22 protein-coding genes are annotated in these 22,533 nt (G+C 63.4%); 11 read left to right on the forward strand and 11 right to left on the reverse strand.

Features of this window, described 5'->3' with window-relative positions; translation table 11 throughout:
- Positions 1 to 19 precede the first annotated feature (19 nt).
- Positions 20 to 2,644 (reverse strand): TonB-dependent receptor, encoded by a 2,625-nt coding sequence (locus NDB2M1_RS14405; protein ID WP_072383348.1) that lies wholly within the window; start codon positions 2,642 to 2,644, stop codon positions 20 to 22.
- A 189-nt stretch (positions 2,645 to 2,833) separates the two neighbouring features.
- On the opposite strand from NDB2M1_RS14405, the gene NDB2M1_RS14410 reads away from it, so the two are divergent.
- On the forward strand, positions 2,834 to 3,880 hold the full coding sequence (locus tag NDB2M1_RS14410) for a 2Fe-2S iron-sulfur cluster-binding protein (protein ID WP_072383350.1): 1,047 nt from the start codon (positions 2,834 to 2,836) through the stop codon (positions 3,878 to 3,880).
- 72 nt (positions 3,881 to 3,952) lie between these two features.
- On the opposite strand, the gene NDB2M1_RS14415 is transcribed toward NDB2M1_RS14410, so the two are convergent.
- The gene (locus NDB2M1_RS14415; protein WP_072383352.1) at positions 3,953 to 5,068 is read right to left on the reverse strand and encodes an alkane 1-monooxygenase; all 1,116 of its coding nucleotides are present in this window, start codon (positions 5,066 to 5,068) and stop codon (positions 3,953 to 3,955) included.
- A 154-nt stretch (positions 5,069 to 5,222) separates the two neighbouring features.
- Here NDB2M1_RS14415 and NDB2M1_RS14420 point away from each other — a divergent pair, with 154 nt between their 5' ends.
- A complete protein-coding gene (locus NDB2M1_RS14420; RefSeq protein WP_253185892.1) occupies positions 5,223 to 5,951 on the forward strand; it encodes a MerR family transcriptional regulator in 729 nt (242 codons plus the stop codon).
- Positions 5,952 to 5,957: 6 nt separating this feature from the next.
- Here NDB2M1_RS14420 and NDB2M1_RS14425 read toward each other — a convergent pair whose 3' ends face one another.
- The 6 genes from NDB2M1_RS14425 to NDB2M1_RS14450 are packed head-to-tail and all read right to left on the reverse strand — an operon-like array spanning position 5,958 to position 10,900.
- On the reverse strand, positions 5,958 to 6,587 hold the full coding sequence (locus NDB2M1_RS14425; RefSeq protein ID WP_072383356.1) for a TetR/AcrR family transcriptional regulator: 630 nt from the start codon (positions 6,585 to 6,587) through the stop codon (positions 5,958 to 5,960).
- Positions 6,588 to 6,590: 3 nt separating this feature from the next.
- Complete coding sequence (locus tag NDB2M1_RS14430; protein WP_072383450.1) at positions 6,591 to 7,418, reverse strand: alpha/beta fold hydrolase; 828 nt, start codon at positions 7,416 to 7,418, stop codon at positions 6,591 to 6,593.
- A gap of 34 nt (positions 7,419 to 7,452) precedes the next feature.
- Positions 7,453 to 8,211 carry an SDR family NAD(P)-dependent oxidoreductase gene (locus tag NDB2M1_RS14435; RefSeq protein WP_072383358.1) on the reverse strand — a complete coding sequence of 253 codons (759 nt, stop codon included), beginning with the start codon at positions 8,209 to 8,211 and terminating at the stop codon, positions 7,453 to 7,455.
- A complete protein-coding gene (locus tag NDB2M1_RS14440; RefSeq protein WP_072383360.1) occupies positions 8,204 to 9,115 on the reverse strand; it encodes a VOC family protein in 912 nt (303 codons plus the stop codon). The genes NDB2M1_RS14435 and NDB2M1_RS14440 overlap by 8 nt, the downstream gene beginning before the upstream one ends.
- A gap of 14 nt (positions 9,116 to 9,129) precedes the next feature.
- The gene (locus NDB2M1_RS14445) at positions 9,130 to 9,636 is read right to left on the reverse strand and encodes an aromatic-ring-hydroxylating dioxygenase subunit beta (protein ID WP_072383362.1); all 507 of its coding nucleotides are present in this window, start codon (positions 9,634 to 9,636) and stop codon (positions 9,130 to 9,132) included.
- Position 9,637: 1 nt separating this feature from the next.
- Complete coding sequence (locus NDB2M1_RS14450) at positions 9,638 to 10,900, reverse strand: aromatic ring-hydroxylating oxygenase subunit alpha (protein WP_072383363.1); 1,263 nt, start codon at positions 10,898 to 10,900, stop codon at positions 9,638 to 9,640.
- Between the two features lie 122 nt (positions 10,901 to 11,022).
- On the opposite strand from NDB2M1_RS14450, the gene NDB2M1_RS14455 reads away from it, so the two are divergent.
- The 5 genes from NDB2M1_RS14455 to NDB2M1_RS14475 are packed head-to-tail and all read left to right on the forward strand — an operon-like array spanning position 11,023 to position 15,189.
- Positions 11,023 to 11,808 carry a 2-keto-4-pentenoate hydratase gene (locus NDB2M1_RS14455; RefSeq protein ID WP_072383364.1) on the forward strand — a complete coding sequence of 262 codons (786 nt, stop codon included), beginning with the start codon at positions 11,023 to 11,025 and terminating at the stop codon, positions 11,806 to 11,808.
- 1 nt (position 11,809) lies between these two features.
- Entirely contained in the window at positions 11,810 to 12,739 is a 930-nt protein-coding gene (locus NDB2M1_RS14460) for an acetaldehyde dehydrogenase (acetylating) (protein WP_072383366.1), read from the forward strand.
- Positions 12,736 to 13,767: a 4-hydroxy-2-oxovalerate aldolase gene (gene dmpG, locus NDB2M1_RS14465; protein ID WP_072383368.1), complete on the forward strand. Its 1,032-nt coding sequence runs from the start codon at positions 12,736 to 12,738 to the stop codon at positions 13,765 to 13,767. Before NDB2M1_RS14460 ends, dmpG begins: the two co-directional genes overlap by 4 nt.
- Positions 13,764 to 14,426 (forward strand): class II aldolase/adducin family protein, encoded by a 663-nt coding sequence (locus NDB2M1_RS14470; RefSeq protein WP_072383370.1) that lies wholly within the window; start codon positions 13,764 to 13,766, stop codon positions 14,424 to 14,426. Before dmpG ends, NDB2M1_RS14470 begins: the two co-directional genes overlap by 4 nt.
- Complete coding sequence (locus NDB2M1_RS14475; protein ID WP_072383372.1) at positions 14,419 to 15,189, forward strand: tyrosine-protein phosphatase; 771 nt, start codon at positions 14,419 to 14,421, stop codon at positions 15,187 to 15,189. Before NDB2M1_RS14470 ends, NDB2M1_RS14475 begins: the two co-directional genes overlap by 8 nt.
- Here the strand turns inward: NDB2M1_RS14475 and NDB2M1_RS14480 are convergent.
- Complete coding sequence (locus NDB2M1_RS14480; protein WP_072383374.1) at positions 15,186 to 16,328, reverse strand: acyl-CoA dehydrogenase family protein; 1,143 nt, start codon at positions 16,326 to 16,328, stop codon at positions 15,186 to 15,188. The genes NDB2M1_RS14475 and NDB2M1_RS14480 overlap by 4 nt on opposite strands.
- A 145-nt stretch (positions 16,329 to 16,473) precedes the next feature.
- On the opposite strand from NDB2M1_RS14480, the gene NDB2M1_RS14485 reads away from it, so the two are divergent.
- On the forward strand, positions 16,474 to 17,721 hold the full coding sequence (locus NDB2M1_RS14485) for a cytochrome P450 (RefSeq protein ID WP_072383376.1): 1,248 nt from the start codon (positions 16,474 to 16,476) through the stop codon (positions 17,719 to 17,721).
- Positions 17,714 to 17,893: a rubredoxin gene (locus NDB2M1_RS14490; RefSeq protein ID WP_072383379.1), complete on the forward strand. Its 180-nt coding sequence runs from the start codon at positions 17,714 to 17,716 to the stop codon at positions 17,891 to 17,893. The genes NDB2M1_RS14485 and NDB2M1_RS14490 overlap by 8 nt, the downstream gene beginning before the upstream one ends.
- Positions 17,894 to 17,903: 10 nt before the next feature.
- Here NDB2M1_RS14490 and NDB2M1_RS14495 read toward each other — a convergent pair whose 3' ends face one another.
- Both NDB2M1_RS14495 and NDB2M1_RS14500 read right to left on the reverse strand, forming a co-directional pair.
- Entirely contained in the window at positions 17,904 to 18,563 is a 660-nt protein-coding gene (locus NDB2M1_RS14495; protein ID WP_072383381.1) for a CoA transferase subunit B, read from the reverse strand.
- Positions 18,563 to 19,273: a CoA transferase subunit A gene (locus NDB2M1_RS14500; protein WP_072383383.1), complete on the reverse strand. Its 711-nt coding sequence runs from the start codon at positions 19,271 to 19,273 to the stop codon at positions 18,563 to 18,565. Before NDB2M1_RS14500 ends, NDB2M1_RS14495 begins: the two co-directional genes overlap by 1 nt.
- Positions 19,274 to 19,359: 86 nt before the next feature.
- On the opposite strand from NDB2M1_RS14500, the gene NDB2M1_RS14505 reads away from it, so the two are divergent.
- Together NDB2M1_RS14505 and NDB2M1_RS14510 are read left to right on the forward strand one after the other, a co-directional pair.
- Positions 19,360 to 20,232, forward strand: coding sequence for a LysR family transcriptional regulator (locus tag NDB2M1_RS14505; RefSeq protein WP_072383385.1), 873 nt, complete (start codon positions 19,360 to 19,362; stop codon positions 20,230 to 20,232).
- A 1,137-nt stretch (positions 20,233 to 21,369) separates the two neighbouring features.
- Positions 21,370 to 22,533, forward strand: a complete 1,164-nt coding sequence (locus NDB2M1_RS14510; protein WP_072383387.1) for a TolC family protein — start codon at positions 21,370 to 21,372, stop codon at positions 22,531 to 22,533.

Raw genomic sequence — 22,533 nt, forward strand, 5'->3', positions numbered from 1 at the left:
CCTCCTCCCAAGGTCAACGTCAGAAGCGCATCGTCGCCTCGGCCCCGAAGGTGCGCGGCTGGGCGCGGACACGATACCCGTTGCCGAACAGGTTCTCGATCGAGATGCCGAACGGGTAGTAGGTCTTGTTGGCGAGGTTCTTGCCCCAGACGGAGAGCGAGTAGTTGCCGTGAGTCAGGGTGATGCGCCCGTTCAGCACCCAGTAGTCGCCTTCGCCCTCGCCGAATTTGCCCGAGGCCACCTTGGGCAGCGGGCCGGCGCTGTAGTCCTTGAACGAGTCGAAGTAGAACCGCCCGGTGTAGTTCGCGTCGCCATGGATCAGCAGCTTGGTGGTGCCGTTGTTGAAGGGGGTGTAGTCGACGCCAAAGGACGCAGAGCTCTTGGCTGCATAGGGGAAGGGATTGCCCGCTACGCTGACCGGCCCACCCGAAGAAACGACGCAACTGCCAAGCTGTGCGGGGAACTTGGGAATGCTGGCCGGGTTGGCCGGGCAGGCCCCGTCCGCATACTTGCTGTCGAGGATGCCGAGGCTGGCGTTCAGCGTGAGCTGTTCGACCGGCTTGAGGATCAGCTCGGCTTCGAGCCCCTTCAAGTTGCCGTCGAGCGAGATGAGGTTCGCTGTGGCGGTCGCATCGACGACCTGCCCCTGCTGGCCCTTATAGTCATAGATGAACGCCGAGATGTTCAGCTGGGCCTTGTTGTCCCAGAAGCGCGATTTCAAGCCGATTTCGTAGGCATTCACCTGTTCGGGCGCCACGAAGTAGACCTGGTTCGCGCTGCCATAGGCAAGGCCGTTGAAGGTGCCGGCGCGGTAGCCGCGGCTGTAGCTGGCATAGACCAGCACACCATCGGTGGGCTTCCAGTCGACAATGAAGCGGCCCGTGAAGCGCCCGGATTCGCCGTCCTGGCTGAGACCCTTGGGCGCCGGAATGCCAAGCCCGGCAAACGAGGGGATGACTGTCTGCCCCGCTTCGTTCTTCACGTCCTGGAGGAAATAGGGCGAGAACGCACCGCCTTGCTTGAAATCGGACACGGTGATCAGGCGCGCGGTGCCGGCATCATCGAAATAGGTCGTGATGCCGTCGCGGAACTTGTTCTTGTCCTTGGTGTAGCGGCCGCCAGCGGTGATCTTGAGCGTGGGCGTGACCTGATAGCTGCCTTCGCCGTAGATCGCGTAGCTGTCACGGATCTGCTTGAAATGCTGCGTGGCGCGGATGCCGGTGGGCAGCGAGGCCGCCGAGAGGCCGGCACCGTTGAACGCGCCGCCGGGATTGAAATAGCTGGCCGGCAGGCCGACAGCTGCGCGAACGTCGCTCGTGAAATTGAAGAAGTCCGGCGTGTTGTCGGCGGTCACCGTATCCTTGCCATAGTAGGCGCCCACGATCAGCTTGAAATCGCCGCCGTTGTAATCGAGCCTCACGTCCTGGTTGAAGGCGTGGAAGCGCGATTTGTAGCCGATCGAGCAGAGACGCAGGGGGCTGGCGTCGCAGTCCGTCGCGGTCTGCTGGTAGAGGCCATCATCGAAGCCGGTGATCGAGATGAGCTTGATCCGGTCGCTGAGTTCGAAGCGGGCATCGAACACCGCGCCGCGGGCATGGGTCCTGGCGATGCCGACGGTATCGGCCTCGATCTCGTTGATGCCGAGGCCCCTGCCGGACTGGCTGTAGCTCGCCGGCAGCAACCCGGCCTGCGAAAGTGCTCCGAACAGGCCGCCGAGGAGGAAGTTGGGGCTCGTATAGTTGATTGTGTCGTTGGTCCTGGACTGGCCGGTCGGCAGCGGGGTTTCCGTGCCACCTTCGGACTCTGCAGCATAGAGCTTCAGCTTGAGGTCAACCGATGAGCTCGGCTTGAAGCGGATCGTGACGCGGCCGCCGAAGTTTTCCGCACCACCAGGGTTGATGCCCGAGTTCCGGTTGAGGCCCGAGGCACCGCCGCCCGCGGATGTGTTCGGTCCCGCCGCGAGCCTATTGAGCACATAGGGGTCGGAATTGACATAAGTCCCGGCAAAGCGAATGCCGAGCTTGTCTTCCATGGCCGTGAATTCCAGCGCGCCTTCCGCGTTGAAGCGGTTGTAGTTGCCGTAGCCTGCGGTGGCATAGCCTTCGGTACCCGACAGGCCCGGCGCATGGGTGATGAAGTTGATCGCGCCGCCGGTGGTGTTGCGGCCATAGAGCGTGCCCTGCGGGCCGCGCACCACCTCGACCTGCTGGAGATCGTAGAGCTGCTGGCCATGGCTGGCGCGGAACGCCTGATAGACCTCGTCGACGTAGACGCCGACGGGTGAGGCGGCGTTGGCGTTGAATTCCGTGCCGACGCCCACGCCGCGCACCGAGAAGTTCGGCTGCTGCTGGCCATAGGGCGATGACACCTGCAGGTTCGGCATGGTGTTGTTGAGATCGGACGTTTCGAACACGCCCCTGGCCTGGAGGGTCGCGGCAGGAATGGCGGAGACGGCGACCGGCACGTTCTGGAGGTTCTCTGACCGCTTTGTCGCGGTCACGATGATCTCGGCGATGCCGACGGCGTCGGAAGTTCCTTCGGCCGCCTGTGCTTGCGGCTCGGCTGCGGCATTATCGGCGGCATATGCTGGTGCGGCAATCGCGATTGCAATCGCGCAGATGCTCACTTGCCCAAAGGCCTTCATGGCTTCCTCCCTCTCTTCCCAAAAACAAGGCCCCGTCCGTTTCGACAAGATTTTGCGTGACCTTTGTACGCAATCTAAGGTAGGTGCTGATTATGTCAACTGATTTACGACATCAGCGATCGCGGGCAGATATTGTGCAGCGCAAAAGTCGGAATATGACGGATTTCAGGCATTTTTTGGGGAAGTGGGATGTTTAGAAAGCTGTTTGCGAAGAAAGCTTCGGCCAAAGTTGCGCTCAGCGGCGGGCCCACCTTCGAAGTTGCCCGGAACGAGACGGTGCTGGAAGCCGCGCTCAAGGCCGGCATTGCCTATCCCCATGATTGTACGGTGGGAACCTGCGGTTCCTGCAAGTCTCGGCTGCTGCAGGGCAAAGTCGATGCCATTACGCCCTTCGGCTACACGCTCAGCCGCGAGGAGCTGCAGGCCGGATACATTCTCGCTTGTCAGGCAGTCCCCGAATCGGACCTTCTCGTCGATGTCCCACTGGGCGGAGCCCCCATCCGCAAGGTCGCTGCGCGGATCGCCCTGCAGCAGGATCTCACACACGATATCCGCTTTGTGACGTGGGAAACCGATAGCCCGGTGGATTTCCGGGCAGGCCAGTACATGAACGTGTCGTGGCCTGGCGGACCCGGCCCGCGGTCCTATTCGTTCAGCACGGCCCCGGTGGAAGGCGGTCGCCAGCGTCTTTCGGCGTTTATCCGGCGCGTACCGGGAGGAGCATTCACCGAAGCCTTGTTCGCCGGTCAGCTCGATGATGCGGCGTTCACGCTCGAAGCGCCGCACGGTACATTCTGGCTGCGCGAGGGAAGTGGCCCCATCGTGCTGGTCGGCGGCGGCAGCGGCTTGTCGCCCTTGATGAGCGTTCTGGAAGATGCCGTGGCCAAAGGCACGGCGCGCGACGCAATCCTGCTGTTCGGCGGGCGCACCGAGCGCGATCTCTATTACCTCAGCGAGATTGCAGCGATCGGCGAGCGCTGGCAGGGCCGGTTCGAGTTCCGGCCGGTGCTGTCCGAAGCGAAGGCGGAAGGTATGCGGTTTGGATTGGTCACCGAGGAAATCCCGGGCGCGCTGACCGATCTTGGTAATGTGGCCGCCACACAGGCCTATATGTGCGGTCCGCCGGGAATGATTGATGCAGGGCTCGCTGCGCTGCTGGCGGCGGGCGTGCCGCTTGCCAGCGTCCACTACGACAAGTTCACCGACGCCAGCACGGGCAAAAAGCAGGCAGGATAGGCGGCCCGCACACAAGAAAAGCCGCATCCGCTTGTACGGCGCGGCTCTTCTTCTGTCCGAACTGCGGAGCAATCAGGCCGCGGCGGCCATGCCGACTGCTTCCGTCTTGTCTTCAAACCAGTCTGGCCAGCCCGCACGGCGGTTCTGCTCGCGAGCGAGGGCGCGCTCTTCGGGGCTCGCAAGTTCATTGTCCCAGCGCTTCAGCGCAGGCTTGATCACCAGATTGTGCCACACGGGCGGGATCAGGGCCGAGAAGAAGCACACGAACACCGAAGGCATCGGGATCCACTTGGTATCGGGCTTCAGCTCGTGGAACGCGGCGAAGCTGTTGGTATGGTGATCGGCGTGGTTGGTGATTTCAAAGCCCAGGGTGCGCGAAAGGGGCTTCAAGTGGTTCCACACGTGACGACGGTCAATTTGCGCGCCGGGCAGGCGGATCAGGCCGTAGTGCTGGAAATAGTTGAAGCTTTCGACCCAGAAGCGTGCGCCGACCATGCCGGCCAGCACCACGGCGTTGGCTGTCCACCCGCCGATCAGATGAATGCCGGTCTGGAACACCAGCTGGATCAGGATCGCCTTGTAGAGGCGGTGGCCAAGCGACCAGCGGCCTTTGCCCATGGCTTCCAGATTGTCGCTTTCGGAGCGCCAGGCTTCCAGCGTCGAGTGGATCACGGCCTTGGGCGTGAAGGCATAAAGGCTCGTGCCGCGCGGCGCCGTATCGCCGTCCAGTTCGGTGGCGACATGAATATGGTGGCCGACGACATGGGCGATCTCGCGCGTGCAATCGAGATAGCAGATCTGCGCATAGCGGCCGACGAACCGGCGCAGCTTCCCGCGCTGGTGATAGAGCTCATGCGTGGCGGGAACCAGCGGGATCACACTGAGCCATGCGCAGGACGCGATAACGCCAACATAGTCGAGGGCTGAGGCGCCGGGATTGCGCGCGACCCAGATGGCAGCAGCAATATAGACCACAGGGCCGAGGAGGGAGCACAACCAGGCCGGGATATCGGCAAGCGCCTTGTTGGTGATGCGGCGCACTCTGAAATCGTTGGGCAGGATCGAATCGATCAATCCGAACGCGGGCAGCGACGCGATCCCGATCCACACCCAGCTTCCGCCAACCAGAAAACTGGCAATCACCGCCAGCTGGAGCACTGCGCCCAGATAGTACCGACCGTAATCCATAAGACTCTCCCTGCCGCTTCATGACGGCTCATTACGCGTATTAAATATACGCAAAAAAGGAGATCGTAAACAGGCAAATCAATCTCCTTGCCCCAAGAGGCGGCGGAAGGGGCAGACAGAGCGAGGATCCGGCGCTAAGCGAAGACGCATGAAGATGCGTGAGTTGGAAGCGCGCACGGGGGTCAATCGCGAAACGATCCGCGTGTATCTGCGCGAAGGTCTCTTACCCGAACCGAGCCGTCCGGCTCGCAATGTAGCCGATTATGGTGAGGAGCACGTGCGTGCGATCCTCGCCGTGCGCAAGTTGCAGCGGGATTCCGCCATGACTTTGCCGCAGATTGCCCACGTGCTGAAGGGCGGTGCAGCGAACCGGCCGGTAGGTGCGACCGCATTTGGCCATCTGGAGGAACTCGTCGCCGCGCGGGTCGGTGTCCGCCAGAGCCTCGTGACGATCCAGACTCTGGCAAGCCAGACACCGCATGCGGCAGATGACGCCAAAGTGCTTGATAGCATCGGCGCGATCCGGATGATCCAGAGCCCGGATGGGCCTGCCCTCAGTGTCACCGACGCCGGCCTTGTCAATCTGTGGGGCCGGATGCGTGAAGCCGGATTTGACGAAGCACGCGGGTTTCCGCCCTCGATCCTCGGCTACTACATCGAAGCGGCCGAATACGTGGCGGGCAAGGAAGCGCAGATATTCCTTGATCAGGTCGAAGGTAAAATCGAGGAGGACGAGGCGGCGAACATGCTTGAATTCGCCTTGCCCACGATGCTCGAGTTTTTCGGGCTGATTCGGCTCAAGGTGTTCCTGCGCAACATCGGCCGGGCTACACGCGGCGATCGGCTTGAACTTGTCGCGCTAGGGACGGGCGCAGCGGAGTAGCGCGCTTCAGCGTTTGGCTGCGTAGGCGAGCCGGGCCTCGAGCCATTCAGCTTCTACGGCGTCGGAAACTTCGTCTTCATCGGCCCAGAAGCGCCGGATTGCGGCGCCCGAGAGCAGCGCGGCGGCGGAGCGGACATCGCGCCGGGCCTGCTCTTCGGTCCAGCCGCGCGCAATCAGCTGCTCCTCCCATGCGCGGTAGATCGGCGCGCGCAGCTCGGCGACCTTCGCACGGACCTGCGGGAACAGGTCGCTATCCTTGGCGACTTCGAGCGTGATGCCCATCGCCACCCAGAAGCGGTCGCTGAAGAAGAACGCCCTGAATTCGGCGAGCATGGCGCGCAGAATGCCTTCGGCATCGCCGGATGTCGTCAGCCATTCGCGGCTGTCGTCACGCGCAAGCGTAAGGGTCTGCTCGATCGCCAGCAGGACAACAGCGGCCTTGTCCGGGAAATGGTGCAGGACTGCCCCTTGCGAGACATGGGCTGCACCCGCTAGCGAGCGGATGGTGAGGGCGCGGACACCGCCCTCGGCCACGAGCCGATACGCCTCTGCCGAAAGGCGCGCACGCATGCTTTCGCTGCGTTCGGTCTGTGTCCGGCGCGGGCGCGGCAAACTTTCCGGATCGCGGTCAGCCACGCGTCAGGTGCTCTGCAGGAAGGGTATGACAAGTTCCACGAAGCGGTCCCGTTTCTCGATCTGCGTCCAGTGGCCGCATTTGCCGAATATGTGGAGTTCGCTGTTCGGGATCAACTGATTGAAGCGCACCGAAAGCGCGGGCGGCACGATCACATCGTCGCGCCCGTGGATAACCAGCGTCGGGTGGGGGAGGGCGGCGAGCGCGGCCTCGTCGGTCGCCAGCGCATCAAGCCAGCGCTGGCGCGGCTCGGGAAACAGGCTGGCATAAGCTTCCTGCGCGCCGGGCCGGATGCTGGCCTTATAACGCGAGCGTACGATCTCCTCCTTAACCAGCGCCGGATTGTGCGCAAAGGTGGTCATGAGATCGCGCATCGCCTCCAGCGAAGGCTGATAACCCCAGACCTTGCGGAGCCCTTCGCTGATCGGGAATGGCAGACCGGCGGCGCCCATCAGGGCCATCCGCGCGACCCGCTCCGGATGGCGCACGGCAAGCGCTAGAGTGAGCGCGCCGCCATAGGAATTGCCGATGAAGTGCGCGCGTTCGATCCCGAGCGCATCCATGAACCCGATCAGGTGGCCCACCCAGCGCTCCATCGCGAAGCCTTCGATATCGGCCGGAAAGTCGGTGTAGCCAAAGCCCAACGTATCGGGCGCGTAGCACGTGAAGTGCTGCGCGAAATCGGGGATGACCCCGCGCCAGTTGGCATAGGCCGTTACGCCGGGGCCCGAACCGTGGATCAGGATCAGCGGCGGGCCTTCCCCGCTCTGGATATAGTTGGTGCCCACGCCGCCCACATCGACGCGGAGCCCGATTTCGGGATTTTCGCTCATCATCCTGTTGTCCTGTCTGTTTGGCGTGATGCGTTCACAACATGGTCGTCCCGCCGTTGACGCTGATGACTTGTCCGGTGACGAAGCTGGCCTGCGGCGATGCGAGATAGGCGACCATCGAGGCGACTTCGGCTTCTTCCGCCGGACGGCCGATGGGAATGATCGCGCAGACCTTTTCGACCAGCGCGGGGTTCACCGCACGCACATCTTCCAGCTGCTGGGTCTGTACGGCGCAAGGGGCGACCGTGTTGACGGTGATCCCGTCTCGCGCAAATTCGCGCGCCAAGCCGGTGGTCAGCCCGTGCATTCCGCCTTTGGCGGCGTTGTAGCCAGCATGATCGACAAGGCCGTTGCGCACCGAATCCGCACCCAGCATCACGATCCGGCCATAGCCCGCCGCCTTCATGTGCGGCAGAGCGGCCCAGGAGCACCAGATCGCGGTCCACAAGTTGCGGTCTATCGTGGCGCGCAGGGTTTCTGGCGTATGTTCGAGGAACGGGCGCAGAATGCCGCCGCCGGCATTGTTGACGAGAATGTCGATCCTGCCGAAGCGGCCAAGCGCGCCATCGATCAGCGCGCGGGCGGTTTCCTCCTGCGCCAGATCGCCTGCGAAGGGCCACGTCCGGTCTTGCCCCAGCGCGGTGCAGGCTGCCTCCGCCAGTGCGCTGTCCAGATCGGCAATAACCACGCTAGCGCCATCTTCCAGAAGGCGGCGCACAATGGCGAGGCCGATACCGCGACCCGCACCAGTGACAATCGCGATCTGGCCCTTGAGCGGTTCGGGATCAGCCATGGACCTGCTCGCGCGGCGAGAGGATGGGGCCGCCCTTGCCGAAGCGCGGATCGGGTTTGCTGCCCCACATGTCCATCACTTCGGCCTTGTGTTCCAATTCGCGCGGGCCGCGGGCGCCGTTCTCTTCGAACAGTTCCATTCCGAAGCTGAACTCGTTGGTGTTGCCGTCGGGATCGAGGAAATAGAGAAAGATGCTGGTCGAGGGCAGGTGGCGTCCGGGGCCGAAAACGATCGGCACGCCCGCAGCCTTCATGCGGTTCATCGCGGCTCCGATGTCGTCGATATCGGTCACCATGAAATTGATGTGGTGGAGGGTGTTGGCCGAATGCTGGAGCAGGGCCAGACTGTGATGCAGTGGATTGGGCCAGGCGCGGAGCCACTCGGCAACGCCTTCGACCCGGTCCGAAACGGCAAAGCCCAGCGCATCGGCCCAGAAGCGGTGCGCGGCATCGAGATCGTGCACGTTGAGCACGAGGTGCCCCATCTGCGCGATGTGCGTGGATGTGGGGGTGAACGGCTTTGCCGGGGCAGTCTGGCCGACATAGAACGTGCAGGCGAGACCGGCGACCGGATCGGTGAAGGCCAGCGCCCGGGTGAGGGCCTGCGGCTTGCACTCGGCGGGCGAGAGCCAGCGCACATCAGTGGCGATGTTTTTCAGCCGTTCATAGGCGCGTTCGAGATCGGCTTCGCTTTCGAGCTCGAAGCCTGCACCGATCAGGCCTGCCGGGCCGCTGCTCAGCACGATATCGTAAGGCTTGTCGCTGCAACGCAGCCAGACGGATCCGTCTGGCTGTGCCTCACCGGAAAGCCCCATGAGATCGGTGTAGAAGGCAGCGGTGGCGGCGACATCGCTGCATTGCAATCGGCAGAAACCGAGCCGGGCAAAGCGGATGGGCTGGTCCATGGGGGCTTGCTCCGTCACAGGATGATGCTGATGCGCGCGTGCGGCCGCAGGGCTTCCATATCGAGCACGCAGGTCTTGCTCGCGATCTTCAAGCCGCCGTCAGCCTCGATGATCCGGTGCAGGTAATGGCCTACAAAGGCATCGCTGGTGATGTCCTTGCTGCGCCACACGATGAACGAGGAGCGCGCATGGATCGCATCGCCTTCGCGGTGCACGCGCACGTTGGAAACAAGGTGGCGGACCTTGGAGCGCGGGTGCTCGCTGTGCGCGCCGACCTTGTTCAGGCGGATCACCCGCTCGCGCATCCGCACATGGTCGTCGGCGATGTAGAACAGTGCCTTGTCGGGATCGGCGGTGTCGCCGTCGACATCGCTTGGCGGCACGTTGTAGTGCGCGTCCGGCGTGTAGAGCGCGAGCCATTCGTCGAGCCGCCATTGGTCGAGCAGATCGGCCTCGAGGAACAGCAGGTCTTCCACCGCAAGGCGCAGCAGCAGGGCGTCGGGGATCTGGACAAGCATCATCTCACGCCTCCACCGCGGCAAGGCGCCGGTCCCATTCACGCCAGAAGCAGCGCATCTGCTCCTCGTCGTCGAACAGCGCCCCATCTTCGCGGTTCATGCCTTTGGAAATGTCGTTGACGAGGCCGTCGCCGCCTGAGGCATAGCCTTGCTGGCACTTCTCGATGGCCTCGACATCGTCCGGCGTGGCGAAGCCGCCGGGGCCCAGGAATTCAGTGAAGTTGTAGAGACGGTACTTGCGTAGCCACTCGCTTTCCTCGCGCGGGGCCAGCGCCCAGGCGTTGATCTCCATGTAGCCCGGCGCGGTCGGGTAGAACGTGCGCACGGTGACGGCCATGATGTCGTTCATCACGAGGTTGGGAAAGATCACCATGTTGCGGTTGCGGTGGGCGATGCGCTCGGCGCGTTCCGAGCCAACCCGCGCTTCGAGCGCAGCATGGATCGCAGCAATTTCGGCTTTGCCCTCTTCGCCCCACAGCGGCACCCAATGCGCGATGGGGCGGCCCCAGGGCGCAGTGTATTCGACCATGGCGTGGCCGTTGCCGAGATCATGCGCGATGCCGGAAAGCGGGGTCGCGCCCAGTGCACCGTTCGCGTTCTTGAGATACTCAAGATAGGTCGAATGGTTGCAGGCGGCGTGATAGCCGTCAAAGCTGTTCTCTGCGAGCAGCTTCCAGTTGCCCCGGATCGCGTATTCCTGCGTGCCGCCGACGATCTGCATCCCGCTCGCGGAATGCTCCGAAACCAGCCTCAGGTAATCCCCCGCCTCGGCCAGATAAGTCGCCAGATCCTCGCCATCGGCCGCGAAGCTGATGAAGAAGAAATCGCCGAAGCGCTCCATCCGGGGCACATGGACCATCTGTTTTTGCGGATCGGTCTTGAAGCCGTCGGGATAGCCGGAGCTCCCCGGCAAGCTCATCAGGTGGCCGTCCGAACCGAACGTCCAGCCGTGATACATGCACATGAACGCGCGTGCGGCGCCCTTGCGCTCGCGGCAGACCAGCGCGCCGCGGTGCGGGCACGCGTTGAACAGCGCGTGATACTCACCCGCCTTGTCGCGCGTGAACAGGATTGGTCGGCGCGCCACCTTGCGGGTGAGGAAACTGCCCGGCTCGGCCAGCTCCGAGGCGTGGCCGAGATAGAGCCAGCAGCGATCGAAGATGGCCGCGTATTCGCGCTCGAACGTGGCCTCGCTGGTGAAGGCCTCGCGCGGGACGAGGAAGCGACTCGCCGCTCTGTCATCGATGATCCGGGGGAAATCCGCCATGCTCGCATCCTCACGCCGGTGCTTTACAACAAACCGTGCGATTGGTATGTAAAAAGAGAGGGCGCGAATGTCAATCACCGCAGCAAGGTGCTGCGCCTCGGACATGGGCAGGGGGGATCACGATGAAAGCGGTTGACCATGAAGCGCTCGCGAAGCGCCTGCGTGAGGCTTACAGCGGCGGTGCAGTACCCCCCTTGCGCGACGGCCTCGAGCCGACCGATGTAACCGGCGCCTATGCGGTTCAGGAGATCAACACGCGGTTCTGGGAGGCTGAGGGCCGCCGCATCGTAGGTCGCAAGGCGGGTCTGACGGCGAAGGCTGTGCAGGTACAACTCGGTGTGGACCAGCCCGATTTCGGCGTGCTGTTCCACGATATGCGGGTGGCCGATGGTGGCATGCTCGATCCGGCGAAGTGCATCCAGCCCAAGGCCGAGGCGGAAATTGCCTTCGTGCTGGGGGCGGACCTGCCCTCGCCCGCTACGACTGTTGAGGAAGTGGCGGCTGCCGTTGCTGCGGTCCACGCCGCGATCGAGATCGTCGACAGCCGGATTGCCGACTGGAAGATTACGTTCGCCGATACGGTGGCAGACAACGGCTCCTCCGCGTTTTTCGTGCTGGCCGGTGAGGGTTTGCCGCTGGCGGGGCTCGATCTCGAAGGCGCGTCCATGGAAATGACCTTTGACGGCGAGACCGTGTCAACCGGTTTGGGTGCTGCCGCGCTCGGCAATCCGCTCAATGCCGCCGCCTGGCTCGCGCAGACCTTGGCCGCACGCGGTGAGCCGCTGCGTGCGGGGGACGTACTGCTGGCCGGTGCGCTCGGCCCGATGGCTGCGCTGCGGCCCGGCGTCCGGGTCGAGACGCGCATCGCGGGTATCGGCGCCTGCAGCTTCACCTATGGGGAAGCCTGACATGGCGAAAACCAAAGTCGCCATCATCGGCTCGGGCAACATCGGTACCGACCTGATGATCAAGATCATGCGCTTGTCCGAGGTTCTCGAGATGGGCGCCTTCGTCGGCATCGATCCCGAGAGCGACGGCCTGAAGCGCGCGGCGCGGTTGGGTGTGCCGATCACCGCCGAGGGGATCGACGGCCTGCTTGCGATGCCCGAATTCGCCGAGATCGGAATCGTGTTCGACGCCACCAGCGCCGGTGCGCACAAGCGCAACAGCGAGCTGGTGCTGGCCGCGGGCAAGCGCATGATCGACCTCACCCCGGCCGCCATTGGCCCCTACACGGTGCCGCCGGTCAACGGCGAGGCGAACCTCGATGCACTCAACGTCAACATGGTGACCTGCGGTGGGCAGGCGACGATCCCGATCGTTGCAGCGGTTAACCGCGTGGCCAAGGTGCACTACGGCGAAATCGTCGCCTCGATCGCATCCAAGAGCGCAGGCCCCGGCACGCGCGCCAATATCGACGAGTTCACCGAGACCACGTCACAGGCCATCGTGGATGTCGGCGGGGCTACGCGCGGCAAGGCGATCATCGTGCTCAACCCTGCCGAGCCGCCGCTGATCATGCGCGATACGGTCTATTGCCTCTGCGAGGACGGCGACCGCCAGGCGATCCGCCAGTCGATCCACGACATGGTGGCCGAAGTGCAGAGCTACGTGCCGGGCTACCGGCTCAAGCAGGCAGTGCAGTTCGAGGGCATCGGCGGCAACCAGCCGCTGCGCATTCCCGAAATGGGTGGCAGCTTCACCGGCCTCAAGGTCAGCGTCTTCCTCGAAGTGGAAGGCGCTGCGCACTACCTGCCTGCGTACGCTGGCAACTTGGACATCATGACTTCGGCTGCGCTCAAGACTGCCGAGAAGATCGCACTGAGGATGGCAGCATGAGTTTCGATCCGACAAAGCAGAAACTCTACCTCCAGGACGTCACGCTGCGCGATGGCATGCACGCCATCCGCCACCAGTACGGCCTTGATCACGTGCGCAAGATCGCCAAGGCGCTCGATCGCGCCAAGGTCGATGCCATCGAAGTGGCGCATGGCGACGGCCTGCAAGGCTCCAGCTTCAACTACGGCTTCGGCGCCTATACCGATTGGGACTGGATCGGCGCGGTCGCCGAAGTGCTGGAGCACAGCATTCTCACAACGCTGCTCCTGCCTGGCATCGGCACGGCCCACGATCTCAAGCACGCCTGCGAAATGGGCGTGAAGTCCGTGCGCATCGCCACGCATTGCACCGAGGCGGACGTCTCGAAGCAGCATATCGAGGCTGCGCGGAACCTTGGAATGGACGTCTCGGGCTTCCTGATGATGAGCCACATGACGAGCCCCGATGCGCTCGCGCAGCAGGCCAAGCTGATGGAAAGCTACGGCGCGCATTGCGTCTATGTGACGGACAGCGGCGGCGCGATGAACATGGACGAATATGCCGCGCGTCTGCAGGCCTATGACCGGGTGCTGAAACCGGAAACGCAGCGCGGTGTCCATGCCCACCACAACCTCTCGCTCGGCGTCGCCAACTCCATCGTCGCGGTGCAGAACGGCGCAGTGCGGGTGGATGCGAGCCTTGCCGGCATGGGCGCGGGCGCGGGCAATGCCCCGCTCGAAGTGTTTATCGCCGCGGCGGATCGCTATGGCTGGAACCACGGGTGCGATCTCTATGCGCTGATGGATGCCGCCGAAGAGCTGGTGCGCCCACTGCAGGACCGCCCCGTCCGCGTCGACCGTGAAACGCTCATGCTGGGCTATGCCGGGGTCTATTCCAGCTTCCTGCGCCATGCCGAAAAGGCAGCGGCGGACTACGGCGTGGAGCCACGCGCGATCCTTGCCGAAGCGGGCCGCCGCAAGATGGTCGGCGGGCAAGAAGACATGCTTGTCGATATCGCGCTCGATCTTGCCAGGCAGAACGAGGCGTGATCCCGGCGACGCCCGAACAGGAACGCCTCGTCCAGCAGGCGGCCCGGGCGCTGGCGCGGGCTGGGCTCGTCCATGCCTATGGCCATTGCAGCCTGCGGCTTGATCACGAGACGTTTCTCGTCTGCGCGGCCCGTCCGCTCGCGCTGGTCGGCGATGCGCCGGGGACCGTATGCCGCATCGAGAGACCTTTGCCGGAGGGCGTGCTCGGCGAAGTTCGTGCGCACCAGCAGATCTATGCGCGGCGGCCCGATGTCGGGGCCGTGTGCAGGATCATGCCGCCATCGCTCATGGCGCTTTCGACGCAAGGGCTCGTGCCCCGTCCGCGCCACGGGATCGGTGCTTACTTTGCCGATCTGCCGCTGTGGAACGATCCCCGGCTTCTCCGCGATGATGCTGCGGCGGCCGCGCTGGCAGCGACGCTGGGGGACAAGTCCGCCATCGTGATGCGCGGCAACGGCGCGATTGTGGCCGAGGCGTCCTTGCAACGCGCGGTTACGCTGGCGTGGTTTCTTGAAGATGCCGCGAGAGTGGAACGCGATGTGCGCGTCATGGGCCTCGATCCGGCGCAGGGGCTGCTGGATGCGGATGAGATTGCCGCGCGTCAGGTCTGGTCCGGCGGCGTGGCCGAACGCATGTGGGACTATCTGACGCATGACTGATACCGAGCGATTGCTCACTTGCGCACCCAACTTTCGCGGCGTGACTCCGGCCATCGGCAGGGGCGGGCGATCGCTCGCGGCCGGCAGGCTCTACCGCGCGGATGCGGTTGTCGATCCTACGCCCGAGGATCACGCAGTCCTTGCCCGACTCGGCATCGCGCTCGTGTTCGATCTGCGCAGCGCGGCAGAGCGGGCGCGGGTTCCGGGCGGGATCTGGGCCGAAACCGGCGCCGAGGTCCGGCCGATCGACATGCTCGCGCACGTGGAATGCGGCAGCAATCCCTGGTCAGCGCTGAAGGACAGTCCAGATCGGCATGGCGCGGGTGCGGCCATGCAGACGCTTTACGCGGGGTTTCCGGCGGCGCTGCACGGCCAGCTTCGCCCTATCGCGGAAGCCATGATCGGGTGCGAGGCAGCGGTGCTGATCCATTGTACCGCAGGCAAGGACCGCACTGGCTTTGCTATCGCCATCCTGCTTGCCGCACTCGGCGTCTCGATGGACGAGATCATGGCGGACTATCTCGCAAGCCTCGGCCGCGACAACGCGCAGGCCCGTGAGGAGACGCGCCAGCTTATCTCCGGCCGCCTCGGCTTTGAACTCGATGAGCACGCCATCGACCGGTTGATGACGGTCGAGGAATCCTATCTCGCGGCCAGCTTTCAGGCGGTCGAGCAGCAGTTTGGCGGCACCGCATCCTACCTCGCCACGGCAGGCTTAACTGGTGCGCACATTGCTGCGCTGGAAAACCTTCTGCTCGCTTAGAGCGAACGCCCCACCAAATCGCGCATGATCTCGCTGGTGCCGCCATAGATGCGCCGCACGCGTGCATCGCGCCAGATCCGGGCAATCGGGTACTCGTTCATGTAGCCCGCACCGCCGTGCAGCTGAAGCGCGGCATCGCAGGCCTCCCACTGCATCTCGGTGTGCCAGTACTTGGAGGCCGCCGCCTCGTTCGCCGTCAGCTCGCCCCGCACATGGCGTTCGATGGCCCAGTCCAGATGCGCCCAGCCGACCTGGAGCTTGGCCTTGATGTCGGCGAGCGTGAACCGGGTGTTCTGGAAGTCGATCACCTTCTTGCCGAAGGCCGTGCGGTCGCGCACGAAGGCAACCGCCTCGTCATAGGCGCGCTGCGCCGCAGCCTGCGCCGTGATCGAGATCGAGAGGCGTTCCTGCGGCAGGTCGCTGACGAGATAGATGAAGCCGCGATTGACTTCGCCGATCACGTTGCTGGCTGGCACGCGCACATCGTTGAAGAACAGCTCGGACGTATCCGACATCCACTGGCCGATCTTGTCGAGATTGCGGCCGCGTTCGAACCCGGGGCGGGTGGCTTCCACGAGGATCAGCGAGGTGCCCTTTGCGCCCAGATCGGGTTCGGTCTTGCACACGGTGAGGATCAGGTCGGCGTTCTGGCCGTTGGTGATGTAGGTTTTCGAACCGTTGATGATGAAATCGTCGCCGTCCCGCCGGGCGGAGGCGCGCACGCCCTGAAGGTCGGAGCCGGCGCCGGGTTCGGTCATCGCGATCGCGCCGATGGCCTCCCCGCGCAGCATCTGCGGCAGCCAGCGCTGCTTCAGCGCATCGCTGGCGTAGCGCACGAGGTAGGGCATCGTGATGTCGCTCTGCAGCGTCACGCTGTCCGACATCATCGCGTAGGTGAATTCCTCGTTGAGGATCGCGTTGAAGGTGAAATCGAGCGCCATACCGCCATATTCGCATGGCATGGTCGGGCATAGCAGGCCAGCCTCGCCCGCTTTCAGCCAGAAATCACGCTTGACCACGCCGGCTTCGTCGAACTCGGCGATGCGGGGGGTGAATTCGCGCGCGATGAACTTGCGGACCATGTCGCGGAAGGCGCGGTGCTCCTCGCCAAACAGGCGGCTGCCATCTCTCTCCAGCATGCGGTGTGTTCCTCTACCTCTCGCGCCAATTTCATTTTTGCGTATAGATTAAACGCAAAAGTGTGATACCGTGCGGCTGCATAAATGCCCAGCGCCAAGATTGTAAAGTACTAAACTAGTTTGGCGTACGGAGAGGAGAGAGGCGATGTCAGCAGTGGAAGCTCTGCCCCGCGAAGGGCTTGACGTATCGGAAGGTGGACTCTGGGCCCGCAGCGCCTGGCGGCCAATGTTCGCGCAGCTGCGCGAGAACGACCCGGTCAACTACTGCCAGAACAGCTTCTTCGGTCCGTACTGGTCGATCACCCGCTACGAGGACATCGTTGCGGTCGAGGGTGATCCTCAAACGTTCTCCTCTTCGTGGGAGCATGGCGGGATCGTCATTTTCGACATGCAGGACACCGGGGTCCAGCTGCGCATGTTCATCGCCATGGATGATCCCGAGCACGGCGAGAAGCGCAAGGCCGTCGCGCCTGCCGTCGCGCCGAGCGAGATCACCAAACTGGCCGGCCCCTTGCGCGAACGGACACGAGCGATCCTTGATGCGCTCCCGGTCGGCACGCCATTCGATTGGGTGCACAGCGTTTCGATTCCGCTCACCACTGCCATGATCGCCACGTTGTTCGATTTCCCGTGGGAAGAGCGCAATAAGCTGCCTGAATGGTCCGACTGGGCCGCGAAGATCGATATTGGCCCCGATCCGGTGCTCAATGCCGAACGCGAGCGCCACGTCTTCGAAATGGCCGCGCGCTTCAAGGAGCTTTACGACGAACGCCGCGCAGCGCCGCCCAAGGCCGATCTGCTGTCGATGATGGCGCATTCCAGCTCGTTCGGGGACATGGACGAGCAGCGTTTCATCGGTGCGATCGCGCTGCTGCTGGTCGGCGGAAACGACACCACGCGCAATTCGATGTCGGGTCTGATCGAGCGGATCAACCAGTTCCCGGATGCTTGGGCGGCGGTGAAAACCGATCCGGCAGCGCTCGCCTCGGGCGCGGCAACAGAAACCATCCGCTTGCAGACCCCTATCGCGCACATGCGCCGCACCGCCACGCGCGATGTGGAATTCCGCGGCAAGACCATCCGCAAGGGGGACAAGGTCGTGCTCTGGTACAACTCGGCCAACCGCGATGAAACCGTATTCCCCGATGGCGACCGCTGGGACCCGGCGCGCGAAAACTCGCGGCGCCACCTCTCGTTCGGCTATGGCATCCACCGCTGCCTCGGCGCGCGTCTCGCCGAGCTGCAGCTGGTCACGCTTATCGAGGAAATGGCGGCGCGCGACATGGAGGTCAAAATGGTCGGAGAGCCGCACCGGCTGCCCTCCTGTTTCACCAATGGCTATGAGCAAATCATGGTCACGATGACCCGCGCGGAAGGGGGCGCCCATGGCTGATGCCTTCCGCCGCTATCGCTGCCAGAATTGCAGCCACGTCTACGACGAGGCGCTGGGCGATCTCGAATCCGGTCTGGCCCCGGGCACGCGCTGGGAAGACGTGCCCGACGACTGGATCTGCCCGGAATGCGGTTCGGAAAAGCGCGATTATATGCTGATCGACTGGGAGTAGTTCCCCTGCGCTACTCTACGTAGTGTGCGGTCGTCTTGGCCCGCAGGTCCTCCGCACTCACGCCCGGCGCAAGCTCGATCAGCTTGAATGGCGAGGCATGATCGAGCCGCGCGAAGACCGCGAGATCGGTGATTACCATGTCGACCACGCCCTTGCCGGTCAGCGGCAGGGTGCAGGCGGGGATGAACTTAGGCGCGCCGTCCTTGGCGCAGTGCTCCATCACCACGATGATCTTCTTGACGCCTGCGACGAGGTCCATCGCGCCGCCCATGCCCTTGATCATCTTGCCGGGCACCATCCAGTTGGCGATGTCGCCGTTTTCGGCCACTTCCATCGCGCCCAGCACGGTGAGGTCGATGTGCCCGCCGCGGATCATCGCAAAGCTCTGCGCGCTGTCGAAATAGGCCGATTGCGGCAGTTCGCTGATCGTCTGCTTGCCGGCGTTGATGAGGTCGGCGTCTTCCTCGCCCGCGAGCGGAAAGGGCCCGATGCCGAGCATGCCGTTCTCGCTCTGCAGCGTGACGGTCATGCCTTCGGGGATATGGTTCGCCACCAAGGTCGGGATGCCGATGCCGAGGTTCACATAGAAGCCGTCCTGAAGCTCGCGCGCGGCGCGGGCGGCCATCTGGTCGCGGGTCCAGCCTGCGGTCAGTCCATCATGCTTGGTCATCAGCCGACATCCGTGTTGCGAACAGTGCGGAACTCGATCTTCTTGTCGTAAGGCGAACCCACGATCATCCGCTGGACGTAGACGCCCGGCAGGTGGACGCTATCTGGATCAAGGCTGCCGGTGGGGACGATTTCCTCCACCTCGACCACGCAGACCTTGCCGCAGGTTGCCGCCGGCACGTTGAAATTGCGTGCCGTCTTGCGGAACACGACGTTGCCGGTCTCGTCCGCCTTCCATGCCTTTACCAGCGCCAGATCGGCGAAGATGCCTTCCTCGAGAATGTATTCCTGGCCGCCGAAAACCTTGGATTCCTTGCCCTCGGCCACCAGGGTGCCGACACCGGTCTTGGTGTAGAAGCCCGGAATGCCCGCGCCGCCCGCACGCATGCGTTCGGCCAGCGTGCCCTGGGGGCAGAATTCCACTTCCAGCTCGCCCGAAAGGTACTGACGCTCGAACTCCTTGTTCTCGCCCACGTAGCTGGCGATCATCTTCTTCACCTGCCGCGTGCGCAGCAGCATGCCGATGCCTTCGTTGTCGATCCCGGCGTTGTTGCTGGCAAAGGTGAGGTCCTTGACCCCGGAATCGCGCACCGCATTCAGGAGGCGCTCGGGAATGCCGCAAAGGCCGAAGCCCCCGCAGGCGATCAGGAGACCATCGCGCAGCAGCCCGTCAAGGGCACTGGCGGCATCGGGATAAAGCTTGTTGGCCATGGTTCCTCCGTGCGGGGTTGAACCTTACGGCTCCGAAGGATTAGGTTCCAATGATTAGATTTATCCAGATTTGATAAGAGTTGGCTATGCATAAGCTTGCAATCTACCACCTTGAAACGCTGCTCTGGATCGCCCGTCTCGGCACTTTCCGCGCAGCGGCCGAGCGCCTGCATACCACTCAGCCAGCCATCTCAGCCCGCGTCCGCGAGATCGAGACTCAACTGGGAGTTGCCATCTTTCGCCGCGAGGGCAGGGGCGTGGTGTTGACAGCGCGAGGTCGGCAACTGGTTCAGGATTGCGAACCTTTGCTTGCAGGGTTGGAACGCGCGCTGCTTGAAGCAGGAAGCTATGCCGGGGCGACCGGGGTAGTGCGGATTGCTGCGGGCGAGATCGCGGCGGCCACTTGCCTCCCGCAATTTGTCAGCTCGGTGGGCCATGATTTTCCTGGCGTCACCCTCCAGATCGACCTCGATCTGACTGCACGAATGCTGCAGAACGTGCTGGCAGGCACACGCGACATCGCGTTTCTCGCAGGTCCCGTTTCCAGCCCTGGCCTGCGCACAATGCCGATCGGGGACGTTGGTCTCGTCTGGTTGACCAGCCCGCGCGCGGATTTCCCGCCGTATCTTGATGTGCGTGCCCCGGTGTGGTCCGTCGGGGAGCATTCGCCGATTCATCGGATCGCGGGCGAGAGCCTTAGATCGGCTGGATTGCGGCTGCGCGCCTTCAACTTGTGCAACAATGTCGAGACCATGCTTTCTCTTGTCGCGCGTGGCACTGGTGCAGCGCTCTTCCCGGAAACCATGGCGCGCCGCTACATTGCAAACGGCAGCCTCGTCGAATGCCATGTTCCGCCGATTGCTCGCTTGCAGTTCGAAGTCGCCATACGGGAAAACGAAAGCGATCCGGTGACCTTGGAATTGTTCCGACGCGCGTCTGCGCTTTCTGTCGCTACCTGAGTTGACGGACAGAGGCTCCCGGATGTTGGCAATGCGCCACACTACATTCGATTCAGCCCGGCCCATGAACCGATCGTCGAAAAGCCCTAAATCATGGGGGTAAGGTTGGGGGTATTGACAGACGATACCTCAAAAAAAGATTTTAAAACAAAAATTTGTAGGTTCATAAAAGATCCCTCCTCCGCTACCAATCGCTTATCCGGAAGCTTCCAGATGCTTCCGGGCATTCCAAGAAGATCAAAGAAGAGCAGAGGTTTGCGGGTGATTCGGGTCCGCATGCGCCTGGTGCCTTCCTCGTGCAACCAAATTTGGCGTGAGTGGTGGGCACCGGAATGACAGACACTGGGGTTGCGAGCCTGTCAGCTGGAATACGCCAAGATTAAAGTCTTCTAACGCGCGCTTCGCCGCAGTGGGGTTGCTCATCCGCAGCTGTGGACGGCTCGGACCGGCCAGCACGAAACAAGCCTCCGGCCCTTGGACCGGAGGCTTGCCCTGCCAGCCCGCGGCGTTGGGGCTCCTCGGCCAGCACTTGCCCCAGATTGATCAGTTTGCCCCCGGCTCGGCGGCGCACGATCGCTCCGTCTTCGACGGTAGCGATACCGGCTGAGGCATACCCGCGGTATTGGTGCCGACGTAATGCTGTGAACAGGCAACCTTCAACAGGCTGGCCACTGACGATCCCCACAATGCCTCACATGATAAGTCCCTTCGCCGCATAGAGCATGGCTGTTGGTTATCCCTTTCGGCATGGGCTCTCTGCGCCTGCGGCCTTTGCGGCGGCTTTTCTGGCGGGTTACGAATGCGTCATGTTGGCAGGACAGGGCCAGGTCTCCGCAGGAAGGCCACAACCGGCGTGCCTGCCGTTTGATCCGATCCGGACATGATTTGCCACAAGGCCATTGCAAGACATGTTGCGATGAGACTATGGGCGCCCGCATTCGTTACCGGCAGGCTGGACCTCTGCTGGGCATGTCGTCAATTTGACAGCAGGCAGCAGAGATGGTCCGATTTTTGTCCCTTACGCGACAGTTCTGGTGGGTTGCCGTTGCTTGCAGTCTGCCTGGAACGTCTTTCGCACAAGCCGGTCCTTCAATCGCCGATCAAGCCGCTGTTTCGAAGCTGTCGCTGGAAGCGGCCATGCTGGCTGCCGAGAACGACAACATCGATGTGCTCCGTTCCCGGCTCGCAGTCCGAACCGCAGAGGCAAACCGGAAGATCGCCGATACCGCACCCAACCCCAACCTGAATCTCAGCGCAGTCCAGATCCGTCCGAACCTGATCGGTACGAGGCGCGTGGACCAGATCGCCGATACGCTGGTCAGCGTGGACATGGTGCTGGAACGCGGTGGCAAGCGCCGGGCGAGGACCGCTGCGGCATCCGCCCTGCTGGCGGCAAGCCGAACCGATCTGGCTGCAACCCGGCGCGATATTCGCGAGGCCATCTTCGACAGCTACTTCGATCTCAAGGCTGCCGAACAGCGGGTCGACCTGCTTGGAAACATTGCGGCCAGCTATACGCAGGGCCTGCAGCTGGCCGGCCTGAAAACGCGTTCCGGTGCCATTTCCGGTGCCGATCTGGCACGCCAGAAGGTAGAGGCATCGCGCGCGAATACCGATCTTCAGCAGGCCCAGGCCGATCTGCGGAGCGCGCGCCTCGTTCTTGCCACTCTGATCGGGCAAGAGCGATTGGCCGATACGATCTCCACCACATCGGATTGGCCCGGCAGCGATGTTTCCGGCCAGTCGGCGCCTGCCGATCTGCTGGCATTGCAGCGACCCGAGGTGCTTTCGGCGCAATCGCGGCTCAGCGCGGCCCAGCGCAGTCTCGACGGGGCCAACGCGCTGCGCAAGCAGGATGTCACGGTCACGCTCCAGTATGAACGCGCACCCGCATCGCTGGGCATCGGCAGTTCGGTCGGTTTCGGCGTTTCGGTTCCGCTCGCGATCCGCAATCGCTATCGCGGCGAGGTCGATGCGGCGGGGACCCAGCTCGTTCAGGCCGAAGCCGAACTGCGCAAGGCGACTGCCGTGGCCACTGCCGACATCGTGATTGCCCGCAATGCCTACCAGCAAGCAGCGACCCGGCGCCAGACGATCGAGGACGAGCAGCTTCCCGCGGCTCGCCACGCCGCCCGGATCGCCGAGTTCGCCTACGGCAATGGCGCTACATCGCTGCTTGAACTGCTCGATGCGCGCCGCTCCCTGCGCGCGGTCGAGCTTGATGCAATCGACGCACGCAATGACGAGGCCCATGCCTTTGCCCGCTTGAACGCGGCGCAGACTACAGCGGATGACAACTGA

The sequence above is a fragment of the Novosphingobium sp. NDB2Meth1 genome (assembly GCF_900117425.1).
Lineage (GTDB): Bacteria > Pseudomonadota > Alphaproteobacteria > Sphingomonadales > Sphingomonadaceae > Novosphingobium.